The following is a 21,944-nucleotide window of genomic DNA, read 5'->3' on the forward strand; positions in this document are numbered from 1 at the left end:
AAGCAAAAACAAGACTCGAAGAAATCGTAGCCAGCTCCTCCACTAGTACAGAAGAAAAGAATGAAGCAGTCAGCCAGATTGAGCTCATGGAACAATTCGCATCAAAAGAATCTATTTTGGAAGAGTCGATTGTAGCTGAAAAAGGATTTGAGGAAGTTTTAGTTCGAGCACAAGAAGATCACGTACAGATCACAGTAAAAGCTGACAAACTTTCTGCACAGGAAGCCAACAGCATCATGCAAATGGCAGCCGATGAATTTAGCGGCGCGCAAGTGGACGTGAAGTATATTCCGCAAAAGTAAGCGAGAAAAGGCTGGGATGAATTAGATTCAGTTGCAGAAGACCCGAATGCTGATGTGATTCTTTAACAAGAATCTGCATAAGTTCGGGTTTTTTTGTTGCATGTTAGACATAAGAACGTATCCCCTTCAAGAGTCTGTTTAGTTCGATTTTGTTTGAAGTGGTGGTATGCTAGGGTATAAATAGCAGCAGGTTATACATAAGCAGGGAGAAGGAAACGCAGTGAAGACAGTTTTTAGTTATCTTAAACCTTATTGGCTCCTTATAATCATATCGTTGTTTTTTATTCTCATCGAGCTGTCTGTTGAGCTATTGCAGCCGTTTTTACTACAGCTGCTTATCGATGACGGAATTACTGCTGGAGATAATCAGCTTGTCATCGAGCTTGGTCTGGGGATGGTAGCAATTGCTATTATTGGCTTTGGAGCTGGGATTGTGAATATATTCTTGGCCGACCATCTGGGTCAAAGTTTTGGCAAAAACTTGCGCGATGAGATGTATAAGAAAGTGCAGCAAGCGGAGCTGCAGGAAACACAGCGCTTCGGTACAAGTACGCTTTTAACGAGACTGACGAATGACGTTAATCAAATACAGCTTACACTGGTTATGTTCTTCCGGTTTATGATCAGAGCACCATTTCTGATTGTTGGCGGAACGATTATGGCTTTTATTGTGAATGCTCGTATTGCGCTCATTTTACTGGTTGCTATTCCAATTCTGCTCATTTTCCTCCGTTTTATCATGAAAAAAAGTATCCGCTATTTTGGAATTGTCCAGCGAGGCGTAGACCAGGTTAATCACGTGATGCGTGAAAACTTAGTAGGGCTGCGGCTTATTCGAATTTTTGTACGGGAAGAACATGAGCAAAAACGGTTTGAAGCTGCTAGTAATCAGCTGCGGCAGAATATGCTTCGAGCGTTTCGTTATACGCAATTGTCCGTGCCGCTGCTGACTTTGGTGATGAATGTAGCCATACTAGCCATATTATATATTGGCGGTATTCGCCAGCAGACGGACGTTGGGGATATTGTTGCTGTTGTGAACTATGCCACACGTATTACTGGTGCTTTAAGCGTCGTCGGTATGCTGATTACGTTTTATGCGAGAGCAAAGGCTTCCACTTCCCGTATAAGCGAGGTTCTAACACTACAGTCACAAGAAGAAGCCGCTATAGAAAAGCCGCCTTTCCGAGGTGAAATAGCACTTGATCATGTGACCTACACGTACCCGAATGGAAAACTGCCGATTATTGAGGATTTTACACTTCATATCCGTGCAGGTGAGCGCGTTGCCATACTCGGCGAAACCGGTTCTGGAAAGTCCACACTGCTGCATTTGCTTATTAGTTTGTTTGAACCAGATCAGGGACAGGTGCTGGCAGACGGAAAGCAGGTACAAAGTGAGGATATGAGGAATCTGCGTAAGCAAATCGGCTTTGTGTCACAAGATGTACAGCTCTTTTCCGGAACTATCCGGGAGAATATCGCTTGGGGTATCGGGAGTGCCAGTGATGAAGCAATCATTTCTGCCGCTAAAAATGCGCAGCTTTATGAAACGATTGAGAAATTGCCGGACAAGCTGGATACGAGGCTCGGTCAGAATGGCATCAATCTTTCTGGCGGGCAGAAACAGCGATTGACAATTGCCAGAGCGCTTGTCATGCAGCCGTCGCTGTTGTTGCTGGATGACAGTACGAGTGCACTCGATTTGGAAACGGAGCGCAAATTACTTCAGGCACTGGAACAGTATAACTGTACAACAGTACTTGTCACGCAGAAACTGAGCACTGCGATGCAGTGTGACCGCATTCTGCTCGTGGAAGACGGAAAAATGACCGCGTTCGGTACTGCAGATGAACTGATGGAACAATCTGCACTGTTTCGTGCTATTCAAGCTTCTCAGCAGCAAAGGGAGGCGTCATCATGAAAAACATATTAGCTGCATTTCGGTATAAGCGACCAACTTATATGGAAAGTAAGCAAAAACAAAGAGCAAAAGTAGAGAATCCGAAAGAGACGCTTCTTCGGATTTGGCGTTATATGCTGATGGAAAAAAGGCTGCTTATAGCCACACTATGCATGATTCTCGTAAGCTCTGTACTGACACTAGTCGGCCCGGTCATTCTTGGGCATATTGTCGATCAATTTGTGAGCGGAAATTATACGGTTGGTTATCTTTTGCAGCAGTTAGGGTGGCTGCTGGTCATTTATACAGCGGTGGCAGTCCTGACTTTCCTGCAAGGTTATTGGATGATTACGATTTCCCAGACAGCCGTTTTCTCTATACGAAAGGATTTATTTAAACATTTGCAGAAGCTGAAACTAGTTTTCTTTGATAAAAGGCAGCATGGCGAATTAATGAGTCGAATGACCAATGATGTAGATAATATATCAACAACACTCAATACCTCGATGGTGCAAATTGTGTCCAGTGTGATTACGTTTATTGGTATCCTAACAGTTATGCTCATCCTTAGCCCGATTTTAACGATTGTGACATTATTAGTAGTGCCAATTATGTTTGTTGGAATTAGATGGATTACGAACAGAACGCGACATGCCTTCCGCGCCCAACAGCAGGCGGTTAGCAGTGTGAATGGGTATGCAGAGGAAAGTTTATCAGGACAGGCAGTTATAAAGGCATATGCGCAGGAACAGCAAGTGATTGATAATTTCAAACAGAAAACAGAAAACCTCCAGCAGGCAGGGTTTTGGGCGCAAACATTTTCTGGCTTTATACCAAAGTGGATGAACATGCTGAATAACATCAGTTTCGCCGTCATTGCCGGTATCGGTGCACTTCTGATTGGATACGGCCAAGCTGGCATAACAGTAGGAACAATTGTCATATTCTTGGAATATTCCAGGCAGTTTACTCGTCCGTTAAATGAACTCGCTAACCAATTCAACTCGCTGTTTTCGGCACTTGCGGGAGCAGAGCGCGTATTTGGTATCTTGGATGAGCAGGAAGAACATCAAGACATGTCGAAACAAACAATAACCAAGCTGCAAGGAAATATCAGCTTTGATCATGTCACATTTGCTTATGAAGGCGAGCCGGCATTGAAAGATGTTAGTTTTACTATTCGTCCCGGAGAAATGGCTGCTTTTGTCGGTCCTACTGGTTCCGGAAAAACGACAATTATGAACCTGATAGCAGGTTTCTATCAGCCGGATAACGGCCAAGTAATGATTGATGGTAAAGCGTTGTCTGCAATTGATTTAAACAGCTACCGCAATCATATCGGCGTAGTGCTGCAGCAAGATTTCTTGTTTAAGGGAACAATTATGGAAAATATCCGCTATGGTAAATTAGAAGCAACAGACGAAGAAGTCATGCGGGCTGCCAAGCAGGCGAATGCGCATCGGTTTATCTCCCGGCTCCCGGACGGTTATCATACCCTTGTAGGTCAGGATGGGGGCGGTCTCAGCCAGGGACAGCGTCAGCTGCTTTCCATTGCTAAAGCACTTCTCAGAGACCCGGATATTCTATTGCTGGATGAAGCGACTTCCAGTATTGATACAATTACTGAATTACGAATTCAGCAGGCAATGGAAGTCTTGATGAAGGGACGGACGAGTATTGTTGTCGCCCATCGTCTAAATACGATTGAACAGGCGGATACAATTTTTGTACTAGAGGATGGGGAGATTAAAGAGCGTGGAAATCACGCGCAACTGCTAGAACAGAAAGGTTTTTATGCTGCTCTCCAGAACCAAAAGGAACAGCCTCCTTCCTCCAGCTAAAAGCGTTAGGTGTTGCGCTTTTTAAAACGTTTGCGTAAAATATGTTAGTGATTAACTTGCAGACTTATCATGAAGAACCATTGTAAAGGAGTGCCAAAATGCTTAAATTAGAAGAATTAAAAGAACTTATTACATTAATTGACCAATCTTCCATAGATGAATTCGATTACGAAACGGAAGGGGAAAAGGTCTCCCTTCGCAAACTGAAAGAAGAAGTTGTTCAGGTGACACAGCAAGCGCCGCAGCAAGTAATGCAAGCGCCGCAGGCTCCGGCTGCACCAGCACAGCAAGAACAACCAGCAGCTCCAGCACAGGAAGCAGCTGCAAAGAATTACGATTACGAAATTACATCTTTGATGGTAGGTACATTCTACAGCAAACCGAATCCTGACTCTGAGGACTTTATTAAAGTCGGTGACCGAGTGGAAAAAGAAACTGTTGTTTGTATCGTAGAAGCAATGAAACTGTTCAATGAAATCACAGCGGACGTAACCGGTGAAATCGTTGAAGTACTTGTAGAGAATGGAGAGCTTGTTGAGTATGGACAACCTCTGTTCAGAGTGAAGGCTAACTAAGGGGTTGACTTGTTTTGATAAAGAAACTACTGATTGCTAACCGTGGAGAGATTGCTGTTCGAATCATTCGTGCCTGCAAAGAAATGGGCGTTGAGACCGTGGCAATCTTCTCGGAGGCAGATAGAGAAGCATTACATGTACAGCTGGCGGATGAAGCTTATTGTGTAGGACCAGCACCTAGTAAAGACAGTTACTTGAACTTTTCAAATATTATCAGTGTGGCGACATTGACTGGCGTGGATGCCATCCATCCTGGTTATGGTTTCTTAGCAGAGAATCCAGATTTCGCTGAGCTTTGTGCGGAATGTAATATTACATTCGTTGGTCCAAGTGCATATGCCATCAACAAGATGGGTACGAAGGATGTTGCGCGTGAAACGATGCGTGCGGCGGGTGTGCCAATTGTACCGGGCTCAAATGGTATCGTAGAAGATGCTGAAGAAGGTAAACAAGTTGCTGAAGAAATAGGATATCCTGTTATCATTAAAGCAACAGCAGGCGGTGGCGGTAAAGGTATCCGCATTGCTCGTACAGAAGAAGAACTTGTAAAAGGAATCAGTGTTACACAGCAAGAAGCTGCTACAGCTTTCGGTAATCCCGGAGTCTACTTGGAGAAGTACATAGAAGATTTCCGCCACGTAGAGATTCAAGTTCTTGCTGATAATCACGGGAATGCCATTCACTTAGGGGAGCGTGACTGTACAATTCAGCGCCGTATGCAGAAGCTGATTGAAGAATCACCATCTCCTGCAGTAACAGAAGATATTCGCGCGAAAATGGGAGAAGCTGCTGTGAAAGCTGCCCTTGCTGTGGATTACTCTGGAGCAGGTACGATTGAATTCATCTTTGATCGAAAAGAGCGCACATTCTACTTCATGGAAATGAATACACGTATTCAAGTAGAGCATCCAGTTACAGAACTTGTAACAGGAGTGGATTTGATCAAGGAACAAATCCACATTGCAAATAACGAACCGCTTCGCTATGCGCAAGAAGATATTACGTTTGAAGGCTGGGCAATTGAATGCCGTATTAACGCAGAGAATCCTTTCAAGAATTTCATGCCTTCACCAGGTAAAATTGATCTATATCTTACACCAGGCGGTTACGGCGTGCGTGTAGATGGTGCAGCGTATCCTGGATACTCTATACCGCCATTCTATGACAGTATGGTTGCAAAACTAATTACTTACGGAAAAACAAGAGAAGAAGCCGTCGCCCGAATGAAACGTGCGTTGGGCGAGTTTGTTGTGGAAGGTGTACATACAACTATTCCTTTCCATTCTCGGATGATGGAGCACCCTGTCTTCGTCGAAGGCGACTTCAACACGAATTTCCTTGAGAACTATACGATTATAGAATAATAAAACCTAAAGGATGTGAGATCTTTGCAAGAACATTCTTTCGTATCAATCGGACATAAGGGTCAGCTTGGAAATGTCATGCTTTCACCCGCAGTTGTCGAGGTGATTGCAAGTATTGCGGCGAGTGAAGTGAAGGGTGTTAGTTCCATGCGCGGAGGATTTGCCACAGGTGTGGCAGAGAAGCTCGGCCGAAAGACACATGGCAAAGGAATCAAAGTTGAGCTCACAGAACAAGGCGTGCTAATCGATGTCTATGTCGCCGTGAGTGCTGACAGTAAAATGCCTGAAGTCGCTAAAAAGATCCAGCAGCATATCCGACAAGCATTGGAGACAATGACATCGCTTGCGACGAAAGAGATCAACGTCCATATTGTAGGTATACAACTTGAACAAAAGGCGGACACTGTCGAATAGACTGAAATCGCTGGAAAAGACCTTAGCTGGCTATGCTTAGGTCTTTTCTTTTGTTCAAGGATAGATTTTAAGATATGTGTCATGTTATGATTTGATGAGATGAGTTAAAAGGAGATAGATTATGAAACGACGTATGGCACGTGAAACTGCCTTTCAAGTCCTTTTTCAGATGGACATGAATGATATTCAGCCAGATGAGGCAGTGGAAAATGTGATGGGAGAGCCGTTAAAAGATGCTTTCCTGACAAATTTAATTAATGGTGTAATTGAGCATCAAACAGCAATCGACACGAAAATTGGCGAACATTTGCAGAACTGGTCATTCGATCGGCTTGCAAGTGTCGAAAAGACATCTTTGCGAATTGCCGTGTATGAGCTAATGCATCATGAAGATGTCCCGCAAGGTGTCGTCATCAACGAAGCAATTGAAGTTACGAATTTATTCGGCGATGAAAAGTCCGGAAAATTCGTCAATGGTGTACTATCCAGAATTATTAAAAGCTAAAGGGAGCGGATACATAATGACAGCAGAATTAATCTATGGAAAAGAACTTGCAGCAACGATTCGGAAAGAATTAAAACAAGACGCGGCAGCATTAAGAGAACAAGATATTCTGCCTCATTTAACCGTGGTTTTAGTTGGAGACGATCCTGCCTCCAAATCTTACGTAAGAGGAAAAGAGAAAGCATCAGAAGAAATCGGTATTAGTTCTGATCTAATTGAACTGCCGAGCTCAACGACACAGACAGAGTTATTGGATCTTATCGAGCGCTTAAATCTTGATGTGAAGGTGAATGGTATCCTTGTCCAGCTGCCGCTTCCGGCACATATTGACGAGCAAGCAGTTATTGACAGCATTGATCCTGAAAAAGATGTGGATGGTTTTCACCCGGCGAATGTTGGAAAGATGATGTTAGGGGAAGATACATACTATCCATGTACGCCGTACGGTATCATACAGATGCTAAAATCGAAGGATGTCGAAATTGCTGGAAAAACAGCTGTCATTGTTGGACGCAGTAATATTGTCGGCAAGCCAATTGGCCAGCTGCTCTTGAATGAACATGCAACTGTTATTCATACGCACTCTCGTACACCTGATCTTAGACACTTTACCAAGCAGGCAGATATACTTATTGTCGCTGTCGGCCGTGAGCATATGATCAAAGCGGAAGACATCCAGGAAGGTGCTATTGTTATTGATGTGGGCGTCAATCGTAATGCAGCAGGAAAGCTGACGGGAGATGTCGACTTTGAAAATGCCAAGGAAGTAGCATCTATTATTACACCTGTACCTGGCGGTGTTGGCCCAATGACGATTACAATGCTGATGCATAACACAATTAAAGCGGCAAGACGCCAAGCAGCTGCAGTCGTGTAAGGAGCCCAAAGTATGAGTGACGACCGTTATTTGTCCGTAACCGCACTTACCCGCTATATGAAGCGGAAGCTGGAAACGGACAAGCATTTAAAGGACATTTGGCTGCGTGCTGAGATATCCAACTTTAAGCATCACAGTCGTGGGCATATGTATATGACTTTAAAAGACGATGGAGCTCGAATTCAGTCTGTTATGTTTGCTGGCCAAAATAAAGGACTCAAATTCACGCCAGAAAACGGTATGACGGTGTTAATCCGCGCTGAAATAGGGCTGTATGAACCGCAAGGACAATATCAGCTGTATATTCAGCATATGGAACCTGACGGTGTAGGGGCATTGTATCAAGCATATGAGCAGCTGAAAGAAAAGCTTGATAAAGAAGGCTTGTTTTCTGCTGTACATAAAAAGCTGCTCCCAGCCTATCCGGAGCATATTGGGGTTATTACTTCTCCAACAGGTGCGGCGGTTCGAGATATTTTAACCACAATCAGACGGCGCTATCCGATAGTGAAAGTGACGGTGCTGCCAGTTGCTGTGCAGGGGGAGCGGTCAGCGCCTTCTCTTGTACAAGCTCTATCATACGCAGAGAATCATAACTTTGACGTCCTGATTATAGGCAGAGGCGGCGGTTCGATTGAAGAACTTTGGAGCTTTAATGAAGAAAGCGTAGCACGTGCCATACATAAAGTCAGCACTCCAATCATTTCAGCCGTAGGCCATGAGACAGATTTCACAATCAGTGATTTCGTCGCCGATGTTCGCGCAGCAACACCGACTGGTGCAGCTGAAATGGCAGTACCGGCTCGTGAGGAGCTGCTGCATCGCTTAACGCAGCTGGCAAACAGAATGCAATATGTAGTGCGGCAATCCTATAGACAGGAAGCAAACAGATTGGCAAAGCTAAAGGCATCGTATGCTTTCCGTTATCCAGAACAAATGCTCAGACAGAAGGAAATTGAACTTGATAAGCTGTCTGATCGCTTAAGCAGATCAGGACTGGCAGCTGTATCAGCTGGGAAGCAGCGTTTTACTACTTTGGCAAATCGACTCAGCCTCGTACATCCGGGCAGACAGGCTGAAAGGTATAAACAGCAGCTGGATTCCCTTGAGCATCGACTGCACCAAGCAATGGAAAAACAGCATCAGCAGGAACAGCAGAAGTTTGTTCATCAGCTGAATAAGCTTTCTTTGTTAAACCCGCTTGAGACAATGAAACGTGGGTATAGTATTTCCTATAAGCAGGATACGCTCTTAAAAAGTGTAGAGCAGGTTACGACAGGTGATGATGTGCAAATCCATCTTGCTGATGGCACGATAGATTGTATCGTCAAGGATGTAAAGGAGGATACAAATGGCTGAGGAGAAAAAACAGAGCTTTGAAGAAGCGATGGAACAACTAGAGGAAATTGTAGGCAAGCTGGAGCAAGGAGATGTTCCGCTCGAGCAAGCAATCGGTTTCTACCAGGAAGGCATGAAATTATCCAAAATATGCGGTGATAAGCTGGAGCAAGTAGAAAAGCAGATGGTTGAAATCGTGAACAACAGCGGCGAAACGGAGCCTTTCACGGTACAGGAGGAAGAATAAGTGGTTGAATCGTTGCAGGATTACCTTACAACAGAACAGCAGCGTGTTAATAGCTATGTCCTGGAATTACTCGAAAATGACGCAATGCTTCCGTCGTCGCTTGCTGCGTCCGTACTTTACAGCATGCGTGCTGGCGGCAAACGTCTGCGCCCAATCTTAATGCAGGCAGCGTACGAGTCTTTTGGCGGGCAAGGTGAAAAGGCGCTTCCTGTTGCTGCTGCTTTAGAAATGGTCCACACTTATTCATTAATTCATGACGATTTGCCTGCAATGGATAATGATGATTATCGCCGCGGACAGCTGACCAATCATAAAAAATTCGGCGAGGCGACAGCCATTCTTGCAGGTGATGCATTGCTAACAAGAAGTTTCTCTGTTATTGGTCAAGCAAAGGAATTGCAACCTGAAGAGAAGGTTTACCTAATGACTTATTTGTCAGAAGCAGCTGGTTCTGCGGGCATGATTGCTGGTCAGACACTGGACATGGAAGCGGAAGACAAAGAAAGCACATTGCAGGAATTAGAGCAAATACATAATCTAAAAACGGGCAAGTTATTAACATATGCAATTGTAGCCGGAGCATATTGTGCTGGTGCTGGACATGAAACATTAGAGCTTATGAAAAAGTTTGGCAAGTATATCGGCCTTATATTCCAAGTGCAAGATGATATTTTGGATGTGACAGGCGATGCTGCCGTTATCGGCAAGCCTGTCGGCAGTGATGAAGGAAACAAAAAAAGCACCTACCCAAAACTGCTTGGACTGGATGGTGCGAAGGCGCAGATGGACAAATACGTCAATCTTGCCAATCAATGTCTGCTGGAAGCAAACATCGAGACTTCCAGACTGCAGGAGCTGACTGTTTACCTTAGCAAAAGGACGAGCTGACTGTTATTGATTGTAAGCCACTAGTATACTGTGATATATTTCTACTAGGAATATAGGACAAAACTGATACGAACGAACATAGAAAACGCCGTTATCACACATGTGCTAGCGGCTTCTTTTTGATAAAGCTCCCGTACCGCAAAAAGTGCAGAAATTGTCTGAAATTGAAGTAGGGAAGATAGATACCGGGTATAGACCTACAGGAATGATTTCTTCGTTCGGCGAGGGAAATGCACCTATTTATATTATGCTGTCAAGGCTGATCTGGCCGGTGACAAAAGGGGAAGGTAATATGGATTTAACAGCAATTAAAAATCCGGCGTTTTTAAAGGAAATGTCGAATGAGGAGCTTAAGGATCTTGCAGCTTCTATTCGGAAGTTCTTGATTGAAAAGCTGTCTACTACAGGAGGGCATCTCGGAGCGAACCTTGGAGTAGTGGAACTTACGCTCGCATTGCATAAAGCATACAACAGCCCGCAAGATAAATTTATCTGGGATGTAGGACATCAAGCATATATCCATAAGATTTTGACAGGCAGAACGGCTGACTTTGATACGCTTCGCCAATATAAAGGAATGTGCGGTTTTCCGAAACGAATAGAGAGTGAACACGATGTTTGGGAAACTGGTCACAGTTCCACTTCGCTTTCCGCTGCAATGGGAATGGCTGTCGCTCGCGATATGATGAATGAAAAGTATGACGTAGTACCGGTTATTGGGGACGGCGCCTTGACAGGTGGTATGGCACTTGAAGCATTAAACAATATCGGCGATGAGAAAAAGAACATCACCGTTATTTTGAACGATAATGAAATGTCGATAGCGAATAATGTTGGTGCGCTGCATCACGTGCTTGGCAGAATGCGCAGTGCAGGTAAATATAATCGAGCAAAAGACGAAATGGAAGCATTGCTCAAGCGAATTCCGGCGGTTGGCGGCAAACTAGCAACTGCCGCGGAACGGATGAAGGACAGCATGAAATACTTTATGGTTCCTGGCATGTTCTTCGAGGAACTCGGCTTTACTTATTTTGGACCAGTTGACGGGCATGATTTGCGAGACTTAGAAGAAACAATCAACTACGCGAAGAAAACCAATGGTCCGAAAATTATTCATGTTGTGACCCAAAAAGGGAAGGGTTATCAGCCAGCTGAATTGGACAAAACCGACAATTGGCATGGTGTAGGGCCTTACAAAATTGAATCCGGTGAGAAAATTACAAGCGGCGGAGCAGCTCCAGCATGGAGTAAAATCATTAGCGATGCTGTATTGGAAAAAGCACGAACAGATAAGCGAATTGCAGTCATCACGCCAGCAATGATCCTAGGATCTAAGCTAGACAACTTTAAGCGTGAAATACCGGATCGTTTATTTGATGTCGGAATTGCGGAGCAGCACGCAACAACGATGGCAGCTGGAATGGCTACTCAAGGTGTTAAACCTTTCTTGGCCATTTACTCCACTTTCCTGCAGCGGGCATATGACCAACTGCTGCACGATATCGCCAGACAAAATCTCAATGTATTTGTAGGAATTGACCGAGCTGGCTTTGTAGGAGCAGATGGAGAAACGCATCAAGGTGTATTTGATATTTCCTTCCTTCGTGCGATGCCGAACTTTACCATTATGATGCCGAAAGACGAAAATGAAGCGCAGCATATGGTGCATACCGCACTTAGTTATGAAGATGGACCGATTGCATTGCGTTACCCTAGAGGCAATGGTCTTGGAGTGAAGATGGACGAAGAAACGCATAACTTGCCGATTGGAAGCTGGGAAGTGCTGCAAGAAGGAACAGATGCAGTCATCTTAACTTTCGGAACAACTATTCCGCTCGCACAGGAAGCGAGAGCTTCACTAGCTGAAGATAATATTTCTGTACGTGTTGTAAATGCACGGTTTATTAAACCGATGGATGAAGCAATGCTGCATGAAATTTTCGCATCTGGCTTACCTGTTTTAACGATTGAAGAAGCTGTTTTAAAAGGCGGGTTCGGCAGCGGGGTCATGGAATTTGCCGAAGAGAACGGTTATAATGCTGCTTCTGTGAGAAGAATGGGAGTACCAGACTATTTTGTAGAGCATGGCAGCGTACCAGAACAAATGGCGGAAATTGGTCTGACAAAAGAAGGCGTATCGGATAAAGTGCGTCAAATGATACGATTTAATGAACAGCAAAGGGCTTGAGTGAATGGCAAAAGTGAGATTGGATGTACTCCTCGTTGAAAGGGGACTTATTGAAACAAGAGAAAAAGCAAAACGAACAATTATGGCCGGACTCGTTTATTCCGGTCAAGTTCGCCTTGATAAACCTGGCGTGAAAGTGGACGATACGGCGGAGCTGACTGTTAAAGGAAAAGTTATTCCTTACGTTGGCCGAGGCGGGTTGAAGCTGGAAAAAGCATTAGATTATTTCGGCATTAATGTGGAAGGTCGGACAATGGTCGACATTGGGTCTTCTACGGGCGGATTCACAGATTGTGCTTTGCAGCGAGGAGCTGCGCGCAGTTATGCAATTGATGTCGGATACAACCAGCTTGATTGGAAACTCCGGAATGATCCGCGAGTAGTGGTAATGGAACGGACGAACTTTCGTTATGTCACGCCTGACATGCTGACAGAAGGACTTCCGAATTTTGCTTCGATAGATGTATCATTTATTTCGTTGCGATTGATTTTGCCTGCTTTAAAAGAAATTCTTGCTACTGAAAGTGACATCGTGGCCTTAATTAAACCGCAGTTTGAGGCAGGACGCGACCAAGTAGGCCGAAAAGGAATTGTGCGGGATCGCAACGTCCATATGGATGTATTGGAAGATACACTGAAATTCAGTGAATCGCTCGGATTTCAGTATAAAGATTTAACCTTTTCGCCAATAACTGGAGGAGACGGGAATATCGAATTTCTTGTCCATTTGGCATGGCATAACAAGGATGCTGTTAGTCATTACCCTGACTCACATGCAATCAAAGCAGTCGTCGATGATGCGCATCAGCAATTATCCGCAAGGAAAGGCGCATCTGAAGAAACGATGGAGGAAGACAATGAGTAAAATTCAACGGCATATAAAAATTCGTGAATTAATTACGAATCAAGATATTGAAACACAAGATGATTTAGTTGATCAATTAAAAGATTTGGGATTCAACGTAACGCAAGCTACTGTTTCCCGAGATATTAAAGAATTACATCTCGTTAAGGTACCAACATTTGAGGGCGCCTACAAATACAGTCTCCCAGCTGACAACCGCTTTAATCCGTTGGAAAAATTAAAGCGGCTTATTATGGACGCATTTGTCAGTATTGATACGACAAGCCATTTTATCGTATTAAAAACGCTTCCTGGTAACGGTAACGCGCTTGCTGTATTATTGGATAATCTTGATTGGGAAGAGATTCTTGGCACAATCAGCGGTGATGATACCATCTTAATTATCTGTCGTACGGAAGCTGATACGGAATTCGTAAAAGATAAACTGCTGGCCATGTTGTAATCGGAAGTGAAATGAGGGGATACGATGCTTACAGAGCTTTCCATTAAGGATTTTGCGATTATTGACCACATCCGGATTCATTTCAAGGAAGGACTTACGGTACTGACCGGGGAAACCGGAGCAGGTAAGTCTATTGTCATTGATGCCGTCCAGTTGCTAAGCGGCGGCAGAGGTTCAGTTGAGTTCATTCGTCACGGTCAGAAAAAAGCCGAACTGGAAGGTCTTTTCATTATAGATTCCGAAAACCATCCCATTTATGCAGTAGGCGCACAATTTGGTGTCGACATTGATGATGGGATGGTCGTGCTGGAAAGAACCATGACTGCGAGCGGTAAAAGTATTTGTCGTGTAAATGGCAAGCTTGTAACGTTGGCGATTTTACGTGAATTTGGTAAATCATTGATCGATATTCATACGCAGCATGAGACACAGTCACTGATGGACGCTGACAGACATATCGAACTGCTTGACTTATACAATGCTGAGGCAATTGGTAAGGCGAAGGAAGCGTATTTGCTTCAATTCAAAGAACTTCAAAAATTGAAAAAACGTTTTAAAGAATGGAACACAAATGAACAGGAAATGGCACAGCGTCAAGACTTGCTTCAGTTTCAATATAATGAATTGAAAGAGGCTGCGCTTCAGCCTGGTGAAGACGATCAACTTACCGAAGAGCGGACAAAACTGATGAATTATGAACGCATTTATCAATCACTCCACGATGCGTATAATGCACTCTACGGCGAACAAAAGGGATTAGATTGGGTAGGACATGCTTTGGCAAGCTTAGAATCAGCAAGCGCCTTTGATGAAGAGATTCAAAAGCATCATCAGTCAGTCAGTGAGCAGTATTATATGCTCGAGGACCTAACATTCCAGCTGAGCAGTCAGCTCGACAGTTTATCTTACGACCCGGAGCGATTGAACGAGATTGAAATGCGATTGAATGAAATTAACCGATTGAAGAAGAAATACGGATCTTCCGTTGAAGAAATTTTAGAATACGCATCTCGTATTGAAGAAGAAATTGACCAAATTCAAAATCGTGATTCACATGTACATCAGTTGGAGCAGCAAATTACCGAGATGAGTGAGGATGCTATGCTTGAGGCAAAACAGCTGCATGACTTACGTGTGCAAGCGGCTTCACAATTAACAGAAGCGATTCATGAAGAATTAAAGGATCTGTATCTCGAAAAAGCTCGTTTCCATGTAGATGTAAAAATGAAATCAGGCTCAGCTGGTGATCCGGAAATAGACGGAAAACCTGTTCAATTGACGGCGGATGGTTTTGACTCTATTGTCTTCCACATATCCACTAACCCTGGCGAGCCTCTAAAAGAACTGCACAAAGTCGCCTCGGGCGGAGAGTTATCGCGGATCATGCTTGCACTGAAGCGAATTTTCTCTCGCCACCAAGGTGTAACAAGTGTCATTTTTGATGAAGTAGACACTGGTGTTAGCGGAAGGGTTGCACAAGCAATTGGAGAGAAAATATACGGCATTTCTGTTGGTTCACAAGTGCTTTGTATTACGCATTTGCCGCAAGTAGCTTCTATGGCTGATTCTCATCTGCTGATTGAAAAACATGTAGAAAATAATAGTACGCGTACATCTGTAACAGAACTTGTACAAGACGCGGCTGTCGAGGAAATCAGCAGAATGATGACGGGAACGGTATTGACTGAAAAAACAAAAGAACATGCAAAAGAATTGATTACGCTTGCCGGTCAATTCAAACATTCCTAATCCTGCCCAAATAGGGCAGGATTTTGCTTTTACAAAGGAAAAGATAGCCGTTATTTCTGATGTTTTCTGGGTTTAAAAAGCGCTTGTGAAACTCAAACTAGAAGTACATATAAAGTATGAACTGCTGTGGGGTTGGACTTCTAGGAGATGAGAAAATGAAGAAAAAGATAGCAGCTTTACGCATCGCCATTGGTCTCTGTCTGCTGGCAGTATTAGTGGCAGCGCCGTTGACAGCACCAGTACAGTCATTTTTGAGTATACCGAACACAATGACGTTGTTTTCAAATAACGATTCAGCCGATGTGCTTCCTGCATTTGGGGATGGCGAAGCTGTAAAAGCAATTGATCAAGAAGCCTTTCGCGGACAATCTTCTGACAAGCAAGAACTTATTTACACGGTAGGCAGTATACCAGTCAAAAAAGTTTCCGTTGATGTACTTCCTGACCTTCGGATTGTTCCAGGCGGCCATTCTGTTGGCGTAAAGCTTCACACATTAGGTGTACTTGTTGTCGGGCATCATCAAGTTCGTACTCCTGACACGACCGTATCGCCAGGAGAAGAGGCAGCTATTTACACAGGAGATGTGTTGTTAGAGATTAATGATCAGGAAATACGCAAAATGGAAGAAGTGGCACCGCTGATTGAGCAAGCAGGAAAAGATGGTAAGTCCGTTCGTATTAAAGTAAAACGCGGCAACGAAACAATGACAACAAAATTGAATCCAGCACTAGATGCTAAAGACAAGCAATATCGAATGGGTCTTTACATCCGAGATTCTGCAGCTGGAATCGGAACGATGACGTTTTATGATCCTGTATCCAAAAACTATGGAGCGTTAGGGCATGTTATTTCAGATATGGATACACAAAAACCAATTGAAATTCATGATGGTACTATTGTCCGCTCTAATGTTACAAGTATTCAAAAAGGAAACAATGGACAACCAGGCGAGAAGCTCGCCGAATTCAGCATGAACCGCAATCATATTGGAACCATCACAAAAAACAGTCCCTTTGGTATTTTTGGCAAATTAGAAAGTGATATGCGTCAAACAGAAGAGACTGAAGCACTGCCAATCGCATTAAGCGACGAAGTAAAGAAAGGGCCAGCTGTTATCCGAACTGTCTTAGAAGGAGAAAAAATTGAAGAATTTGATGTAGAAATCGTTAACAGTGTTCCGCAAGATCATCCAGCAACTAAAGGAATGATCATTAAAGTGACAGATAAAAGGCTGCTCGCTAAGACAGGCGGCATCGTACAGGGAATGAGCGGAAGTCCGATCATTCAAGATGGTAAATTAATTGGTGCAGTAACACATGTTTTTGTAAATGACTCAACCTCTGGCTATGGTGTGCATATTGAATGGATGCTGCAGGAAGCAGGCATCGACATTTACAAATCAGATAAAAAAGCTAGCTAAAAAAGACATTTCCTATTCGATAACGAATGGGAGTGTCTTTTTCTTTTTCAAGTCATACGTTATAATGGAAAGACAAGAAACATCTGTTCGGAAGATTACGCGTCACATGCTGTCGAATAGTGGGGAAAAATTCATGCAATGGAAATAAAAGCGAGGTTTTTTTCAATTTGGCAGGAATTGACCTTGATATGTCGAAACTGTAACGTGGAATCATAAGGGATATTAAGGGAGGAAGCAGGTAATGGAAAAGATAAAAGCAGTTTTGGTCGATGACAATCGAGAGCTTGTGCAGCTTATGGAGGAATACTTTGAAGACCAATCGGATATAGAGGTAGTTGGTACAGCTTATAATGGAAAAGATTGTTTAGATATGCTGGAAGATATCCAGCCGGACGTTGTCGTACTCGATATCATTATGCCGCATGTCGATGGTTTGGCGGTTCTTCGCACATTAAGAGAAAGAACGTCGGCTCCAATGCCGCATGTGATTATGCTGACAGCTTTTGGCCAAGAAGAAGTAACCAAAAAAGCAGTCGACCTTGGTGCTGCTTACTTCATACTTAAACCGTTCGACTTGGAAAACTTGGCAGCTCAAATTCGCCAAGTCAGCGGACACGGCAGCAGCTACGAATCCTCTAACCCAATTCGTGTTACAAGAGAGAAAAAACACAAGAAACCGAATTTGGAAGCAAGCATTACGAACATTATTCATGAAATCGGCGTACCTGCTCATATTAAAGGCTATATGTATTTGCGTGAGGCAATCACGATGGTCTACAACGATATCGACCTGCTCGGATCCATCACCAAAGTGTTGTATCCGGATATTGCTAAAACATATAACACAACTGCTTCCCGTGTGGAAAGGGCAATTCGTCATGCAATTGAAGTAGCCTGGAACCGCGGTAACATGGATTCCATCTCCTCCCTTTTCGGATATACTGTCAGTGTTTCAAAAGCAAAACCAACAAATTCGGAGTTTATCGCAATGGTAGCAGACCGTCTGCGGCTTGAGCATCGTGCGTCTTAAGCCCGGTCTTATGCGGTTTCTAACGGACAGTTTGCACGAATAAAGCGATAAACTCCTGCCGGAAATGTATAAATTTATATTCGGAAATGTATAAACGTCCTAGTTTATCGGAGCTATCCGATGAAGGGGACGTTTTTTGTTATGAACATAATGAGATAGTATGTATCATGTTGGAGTAGTATATCTATGGTGTGTCTGAGAAACTGATGGGTAGTTACAATTAGATTTTTAACCAGTTGCCATGACGTTGATAAGCCAGCTAAAGCAAAAGGGACTACATGAAGAGTAATTTGTTTATCGGGAAATTTAGGAAGGATATTCAGCTTTTCTAACGACCTTTCTGCGAGGCATGGTATCGTATGAATGTACTGTTGGCTAAGAAAGTTAGTGAAGTGACACTTGTAACTATCAACGCAACATCAATGCATATTTCAATTATCTTTATTTGTAAAGAAAAGTCGTGCGAAGGTATAGGGATAGCGAGGGGAATACTGGATCACATTCCAAACTTATGAAAAAAAGGCCTCAAACGGTTAACATACATACTCGGTGGAATCATTGTGATTTTTCTGTTAATAGCTGCAGCTTTTAAAATAAAGGCAATCTTTAACGAAAAAGAGCAAAAAGAAGCAATTAGCCAAACACACCAATATTTAGCCAACAGCTATCCAGACTTGAATTATGAGATACAAATTATTTCATCGTTCACTGACTTTAAATATTATGGTTATTTTGAACAAGGCGATACAGTGATAAATGTGGATTCAAATGAGCGCTTTACGGTATTTTATGATAAAAAACATGTGGAAAGTGACATCACAACTAAAGTTGAAAAGTATATAGAATCGTATTTTGGAGATACAAGATACATCGATGTTAGTTACGACATAGCCGAAGGAAAACCAATGGTTGTTGTAACGTTTAATAACCGATTGCCCTTTGATTTAGAATTTTAAGTCCTTATGAGCTAGTATAACTAGAATAATAAAGCGCTTCTCGGGAATAGATGAGCTTAACTGGATGTAATCAATAAGAGAGGGGAGACATGATTGAAACGGAATCGATTAATATGTACGATATTGTTGGAGTCTCTCTCGGACAGCATGCGGTAAAATGTGTTCTATTAGCATATCGCATTTCTATTGGTTGATTTGGAAAAGAGTTCTCGTCTCTTACAATAAATATATACAATAACTGCAGAAAGCGAAAAAAGCTGCCCTCTGGCAGCGCGATGTAAGTTGATTATAGGTATGCTTCATTTGGATCAGAAGAAAGTTCAGCTATCGTAAGATAATCAAAGTGCACAGATTGATTCTTTCCTTGAGGACTGCATGCAAACAATCCGGCTGAAATGGAAGCATTATCGGGAATATCCAAATGAGCGATGCGCATTTGCATCCATTCTTCGCCATCCCAGGAAAAGTCAATATAGCAATTCTGAGCAATTCTGGATATCCGAAAGTATAGCTCGATATCTTTATCTTTTACATATTGTGTTGACCAATCCGAGTAGCCTTGATTTGTAACCACAACACCCAATTTGCTTAAATTACTTGTTATATATTCTAAAGAAGTTTTAACCCAGATATCTTTTGAATAGCGTATCATCAATCCCGCATGGTCATACTTTGAATTTGGCAAAGCTTTCACCTTTGTAGTCATTCGAAAGTTTTTGTCTGTTTTCATATAGAGAAAATGCCCATTGTCATTTTCAAAGCCATAATGCGTTTTTTGCCAGAAATCAGTTTTGGGATCGGTTTTTAGTATTAATTGAGAAGTCTGTTTATCAATAAACCAATGATGAGGCTCAAAACGCCATTGCAGTAAGTTATTCAATTTTTCATTTACAAATCGTTCATCTAACAGAACTTGTTTTGTCACCTAAATCCCTCCAATTTCTGTATATGTCCCCATTATACTTTTTCTGCCACACACTAAGAATAGGGATATATACTTCTTTTATTAGTTACTATAGGTAACAGACTTCATTCTAAATAATTTGATATAAAAAACTAAACTGCAAGTAATGAGCACCTAAAATTTTATGAGAAAATTAAGTCGCTTTTCGTATGGCTGCATATTCGAGGCGGCAAAGGTAAAAATGTATCCCTTAAATAAGGTATAACTTGCGCACTGAACTTGAGAGGGCGGTTAGAAATTTATCGGGAAGTGGGTGGGGAGCTTTCTCACAATATGCGGCTGTTCCTGAACATGCACTTGCTTTAAAGCCTGTTAACTTATCTTTTCGGAGAAGCAGCCGCATTACCAATGGCTGGAGTGACGGCATTACAAGTCTTACGTGATAAAGGCAACATAAAGCTGGGGCAAACAGGCATTAAGACCGGGAGGAATATTCGTTCATGTAGGAGGTTCGGAGGCTCGGCTATCACGTGTTTTGCTTTTTGGTCCATGGATGTCAATGATGAGCAGGAAGAGGTTCAGCAGCTTCTTACATAAACCAAAACAAGAAGATCTTATTTTATTAAAAGAAATAGCAGAAGCCGGCAGCTTAAAACCAGCAATGAACCGCCATTTTTTTCTGGAAGCTATTCAAGCAGCCTTTACCTATTTCAAGCAAGGGCATATCGGTCGGAAAGTAATTGTACAAATCTCTGCATTGAATGAGGATGATTTACACTAGAGAATAAAAAGCAGATTGTTTTGGCGCAAGCGTTATGCCCACATAGTGCGAAAAATAGCATAAAGATTTAAAATAAACCGACAAACGGATTTATTTCTGACATAATAGTAAAAGTAAAGGTGTTAACGCTTCTGTTTATCGATCGCCGATAAAGAGAGGTGTTTTTATCCTAAATGGAAATAGATACAGCAAACAAAGGGTAAAGAGTAAGCACAACTGGCTAGAGAGGAAGATACATACGAACGATATATGGTACAACGCACTATCGCCTCCGTAACTTTATCAATATACGGAAAAAATGATAATAATAGTAAGGAGTTATCGTTTATGATTGCTGCGTTATTAGGAGTATTAATTGGTTCAGGTTTGTCATTTCAAACAGCTGTAAATTCACAGCTGCGAAAGTTTGTTATTTCCCCTTATTTAGCTTCAATGATTTCTTTTACAATAGGGACTGTTTTCTTATTTGTTACTACATTGGTTTCTAGTGCACCACTTGGAATTTCATGGGATATCATCTCAAATCAGCCAATCTGGATTTGGCTGGGGGGAATGCTTGGTGTTATCTTTCTTACGGTTAACATATTGTTATTTCCGAAGCTTGGCAGTGTCCAAACAGCCATCATGCCTATTCTCGGACAGATTATTATGGGAATGCTGATAGATAACTTTGGATGGTTTTCTTCTATAAAAGTTCCGTTTGATGTTAATCGAGTATTTGGAATTGCTTTCGTGTTAGTCGGCGTATTCCTTGCAATTGCCATTCAGGAAGTAAGATTACGAAAAGAAGTCAAAAATAACCATAACCTTATGCAATGGGTTTGGCGTCTTGTGGGTGTAATTTCAGGGATGCTGGCATCTACGCAAGTAGCAATTAACGGCCAACTCGGAGTAGTGCTGCATTCATCTGTTCAAGCGGCTTTTATTTCCTTCTTTGTAGGAGCAGTAACCTTGATCATAGTAGTTGCTGCGAAAGAGCGTTCTTTTGCAGGAGTAAAAATGCCTATTAAACAAAAAGCCCCTTGGATCGTGTGGATCGGCGGACTAATAGGTGCGGTATACGTTTTAGTTAACGTTTATTTGGTCGGACAGATAGGAACCGGTCAAACTGTTATCTTAGTTTTATTCGGTCAGATAGCAGGAAGCTTGCTGATTCAGCGTTTTGGTTTAATTAACTCGCCTAAGATGCAAATTGATTGGATTCAGATTGTGGGTTTGGTACTGATTTTAGGTGGCGTTATTTTGATAAGGTTGTTTTAATTTGTTGGGCGAAATGCGTCCGGTATAAAGTTATAAATAGGCTTGCATTATCATGTAGATAATGCAAGCCTATTTGTTTACCATATTATAATTA

Annotated in this window: 21 protein-coding genes; 20 read left to right on the forward strand and 1 reads right to left on the reverse strand. The window is 42.5% G+C overall.

Annotation, left to right across the window (positions count from 1 at the left end):
* The 18 genes from B1K52_RS12580 to B1K52_RS12665 form a co-directional block, all read left to right on the forward strand.
* On the forward strand, nt 1-302 hold a 302-nt coding region (locus tag B1K52_RS12580; RefSeq protein ID WP_179106546.1), incomplete at its 5' end, for a SpoIIIAH-like family protein.
* 220 nt (nt 303-522) lie between these two features.
* Nucleotides 523-2,226, forward strand: a complete 1,704-nt coding sequence (locus B1K52_RS12585; RefSeq protein WP_077308747.1) for an ABC transporter ATP-binding protein — start codon at nt 523-525, stop codon at nt 2,224-2,226.
* The gene (locus tag B1K52_RS12590) at nt 2,220-4,046 is read left to right on the forward strand and encodes an ABC transporter ATP-binding protein (protein WP_077308749.1); all 1,827 of its coding nucleotides are present in this window, start codon (nt 2,220-2,222) and stop codon (nt 4,044-4,046) included. The genes B1K52_RS12585 and B1K52_RS12590 overlap by 7 nt, the downstream gene beginning before the upstream one ends.
* 98 nt (nt 4,047-4,144) lie before the next feature.
* Nucleotides 4,145-4,621, forward strand: a complete 477-nt coding sequence (gene accB / locus B1K52_RS12595; RefSeq protein WP_077308751.1) for an acetyl-CoA carboxylase biotin carboxyl carrier protein — start codon at nt 4,145-4,147, stop codon at nt 4,619-4,621.
* Nucleotides 4,622-4,635: 14 nt separating this feature from the next.
* Complete coding sequence (gene accC, locus B1K52_RS12600) at nt 4,636-5,985, forward strand: acetyl-CoA carboxylase biotin carboxylase subunit (RefSeq protein WP_077308753.1); 1,350 nt, start codon at nt 4,636-4,638, stop codon at nt 5,983-5,985.
* Between the two features lie 24 nt (nt 5,986-6,009).
* Complete coding sequence (locus B1K52_RS12605; RefSeq protein WP_077308755.1) at nt 6,010-6,399, forward strand: Asp23/Gls24 family envelope stress response protein; 390 nt, start codon at nt 6,010-6,012, stop codon at nt 6,397-6,399.
* A gap of 121 nt (nt 6,400-6,520) precedes the next feature.
* A complete protein-coding gene (gene nusB, locus B1K52_RS12610) occupies nt 6,521-6,904 on the forward strand; it encodes a transcription antitermination factor NusB (RefSeq protein ID WP_077308757.1) in 384 nt (127 codons plus the stop codon).
* Between the two features lie 16 nt (nt 6,905-6,920).
* Nucleotides 6,921-7,781: a bifunctional methylenetetrahydrofolate dehydrogenase/methenyltetrahydrofolate cyclohydrolase FolD gene (gene folD / locus B1K52_RS12615; protein WP_077308759.1), complete on the forward strand. Its 861-nt coding sequence runs from the start codon at nt 6,921-6,923 to the stop codon at nt 7,779-7,781.
* Nucleotides 7,782-7,793: 12 nt separating this feature from the next.
* Nucleotides 7,794-9,140, forward strand: a complete 1,347-nt coding sequence (gene xseA, locus B1K52_RS12620; protein ID WP_077308761.1) for an exodeoxyribonuclease VII large subunit — start codon at nt 7,794-7,796, stop codon at nt 9,138-9,140.
* Entirely contained in the window at nt 9,133-9,366 is a 234-nt protein-coding gene (locus B1K52_RS12625; protein WP_077308763.1) for an exodeoxyribonuclease VII small subunit, read from the forward strand. Before xseA ends, B1K52_RS12625 begins: the two co-directional genes overlap by 8 nt.
* The gene (locus tag B1K52_RS12630; protein ID WP_077308765.1) at nt 9,367-10,254 is read left to right on the forward strand and encodes a polyprenyl synthetase family protein; all 888 of its coding nucleotides are present in this window, start codon (nt 9,367-9,369) and stop codon (nt 10,252-10,254) included.
* A 292-nt stretch (nt 10,255-10,546) separates the two neighbouring features.
* A complete protein-coding gene (gene dxs / locus B1K52_RS12635) occupies nt 10,547-12,442 on the forward strand; it encodes a 1-deoxy-D-xylulose-5-phosphate synthase (RefSeq protein WP_077310594.1) in 1,896 nt (631 codons plus the stop codon).
* Nucleotides 12,443-12,446: 4 nt separating this feature from the next.
* A complete protein-coding gene (locus B1K52_RS12640; RefSeq protein WP_077308767.1) occupies nt 12,447-13,307 on the forward strand; it encodes a TlyA family RNA methyltransferase in 861 nt (286 codons plus the stop codon).
* Nucleotides 13,300-13,749, forward strand: coding sequence for a transcriptional regulator AhrC/ArgR (ahrC, locus tag B1K52_RS12645; protein WP_077308769.1), 450 nt, complete (start codon nt 13,300-13,302; stop codon nt 13,747-13,749). The genes B1K52_RS12640 and ahrC overlap by 8 nt, the downstream gene beginning before the upstream one ends.
* Nucleotides 13,750-13,773: 24 nt before the next feature.
* On the forward strand, nt 13,774-15,498 hold the full coding sequence (gene recN / locus B1K52_RS12650; protein WP_077308771.1) for a DNA repair protein RecN: 1,725 nt from the start codon (nt 13,774-13,776) through the stop codon (nt 15,496-15,498).
* A 155-nt stretch (nt 15,499-15,653) separates the two neighbouring features.
* A complete protein-coding gene (gene spoIVB / locus B1K52_RS12655; protein WP_077308773.1) occupies nt 15,654-16,919 on the forward strand; it encodes a SpoIVB peptidase in 1,266 nt (421 codons plus the stop codon).
* Nucleotides 16,920-17,160: 241 nt separating this feature from the next.
* Complete coding sequence (gene spo0A / locus B1K52_RS12660; RefSeq protein WP_077308775.1) at nt 17,161-17,949, forward strand: sporulation transcription factor Spo0A; 789 nt, start codon at nt 17,161-17,163, stop codon at nt 17,947-17,949.
* A 560-nt stretch (nt 17,950-18,509) separates the two neighbouring features.
* Entirely contained in the window at nt 18,510-18,905 is a 396-nt protein-coding gene (locus B1K52_RS12665; RefSeq protein ID WP_077308777.1) for a hypothetical protein, read from the forward strand.
* Nucleotides 18,906-19,191: 286 nt separating this feature from the next.
* On the opposite strand, the gene B1K52_RS12670 is transcribed toward B1K52_RS12665, so the two are convergent.
* On the reverse strand, nt 19,192-19,830 hold the full coding sequence (locus B1K52_RS12670; protein ID WP_077308779.1) for a DUF1349 domain-containing protein: 639 nt from the start codon (nt 19,828-19,830) through the stop codon (nt 19,192-19,194).
* A 469-nt stretch (nt 19,831-20,299) separates the two neighbouring features.
* Between B1K52_RS12670 and B1K52_RS12675 the strand changes: the two genes are divergently transcribed.
* A complete protein-coding gene (locus tag B1K52_RS12675) occupies nt 20,300-20,590 on the forward strand; it encodes an MDR/zinc-dependent alcohol dehydrogenase-like family protein (RefSeq protein ID WP_077308781.1) in 291 nt (96 codons plus the stop codon).
* Nucleotides 20,591-20,917: 327 nt separating this feature from the next.
* Nucleotides 20,918-21,850 carry a DMT family transporter gene (locus B1K52_RS12680; protein ID WP_077308783.1) on the forward strand — a complete coding sequence of 311 codons (933 nt, stop codon included), beginning with the start codon at nt 20,918-20,920 and terminating at the stop codon, nt 21,848-21,850.
* Nucleotides 21,851-21,944 lie beyond the last annotated feature (94 nt).

The sequence above is a fragment of the Terribacillus halophilus genome (genome assembly GCF_900162685.1).
GTDB lineage: Bacteria > Bacillota > Bacilli > Bacillales > Amphibacillaceae > Terribacillus > Terribacillus halophilus_A.

Excerpts from the sequence above, each read along its gene's own strand:
- accB (WP_077308751.1), top strand. The coding sequence starts at position 4,145 with ATGCTTAAATTAGAAGAATTAAAAGAACTTATTACATTAATTGACCAA.
- nusB (WP_077308757.1), top strand. The coding sequence starts at position 6,521 with ATGAAACGACGTATGGCACGTGAAACTGCCTTTCAAGTCCTTTTTCAG.
- folD (WP_077308759.1), top strand. The coding sequence starts at position 6,921 with ATGACAGCAGAATTAATCTATGGAAAAGAACTTGCAGCAACGATTCGG.
- xseA (WP_077308761.1), top strand. The coding sequence starts at position 7,794 with ATGAGTGACGACCGTTATTTGTCCGTAACCGCACTTACCCGCTATATG.
- B1K52_RS12625 (WP_077308763.1), top strand. The coding sequence starts at position 9,133 with ATGGCTGAGGAGAAAAAACAGAGCTTTGAAGAAGCGATGGAACAACTA.
- dxs (WP_077310594.1), top strand. The coding sequence starts at position 10,547 with ATGGATTTAACAGCAATTAAAAATCCGGCGTTTTTAAAGGAAATGTCG.
- B1K52_RS12640 (WP_077308767.1), top strand. The coding sequence starts at position 12,447 with ATGGCAAAAGTGAGATTGGATGTACTCCTCGTTGAAAGGGGACTTATT.
- ahrC (WP_077308769.1), top strand. The coding sequence starts at position 13,300 with ATGAGTAAAATTCAACGGCATATAAAAATTCGTGAATTAATTACGAAT.
- recN (WP_077308771.1), top strand. The coding sequence starts at position 13,774 with ATGCTTACAGAGCTTTCCATTAAGGATTTTGCGATTATTGACCACATC.
- spoIVB (WP_077308773.1), top strand. The coding sequence starts at position 15,654 with ATGAAGAAAAAGATAGCAGCTTTACGCATCGCCATTGGTCTCTGTCTG.
- spo0A (WP_077308775.1), top strand. The coding sequence starts at position 17,161 with ATGGAAAAGATAAAAGCAGTTTTGGTCGATGACAATCGAGAGCTTGTG.
- B1K52_RS12680 (WP_077308783.1), top strand. The coding sequence starts at position 20,918 with ATGATTGCTGCGTTATTAGGAGTATTAATTGGTTCAGGTTTGTCATTT.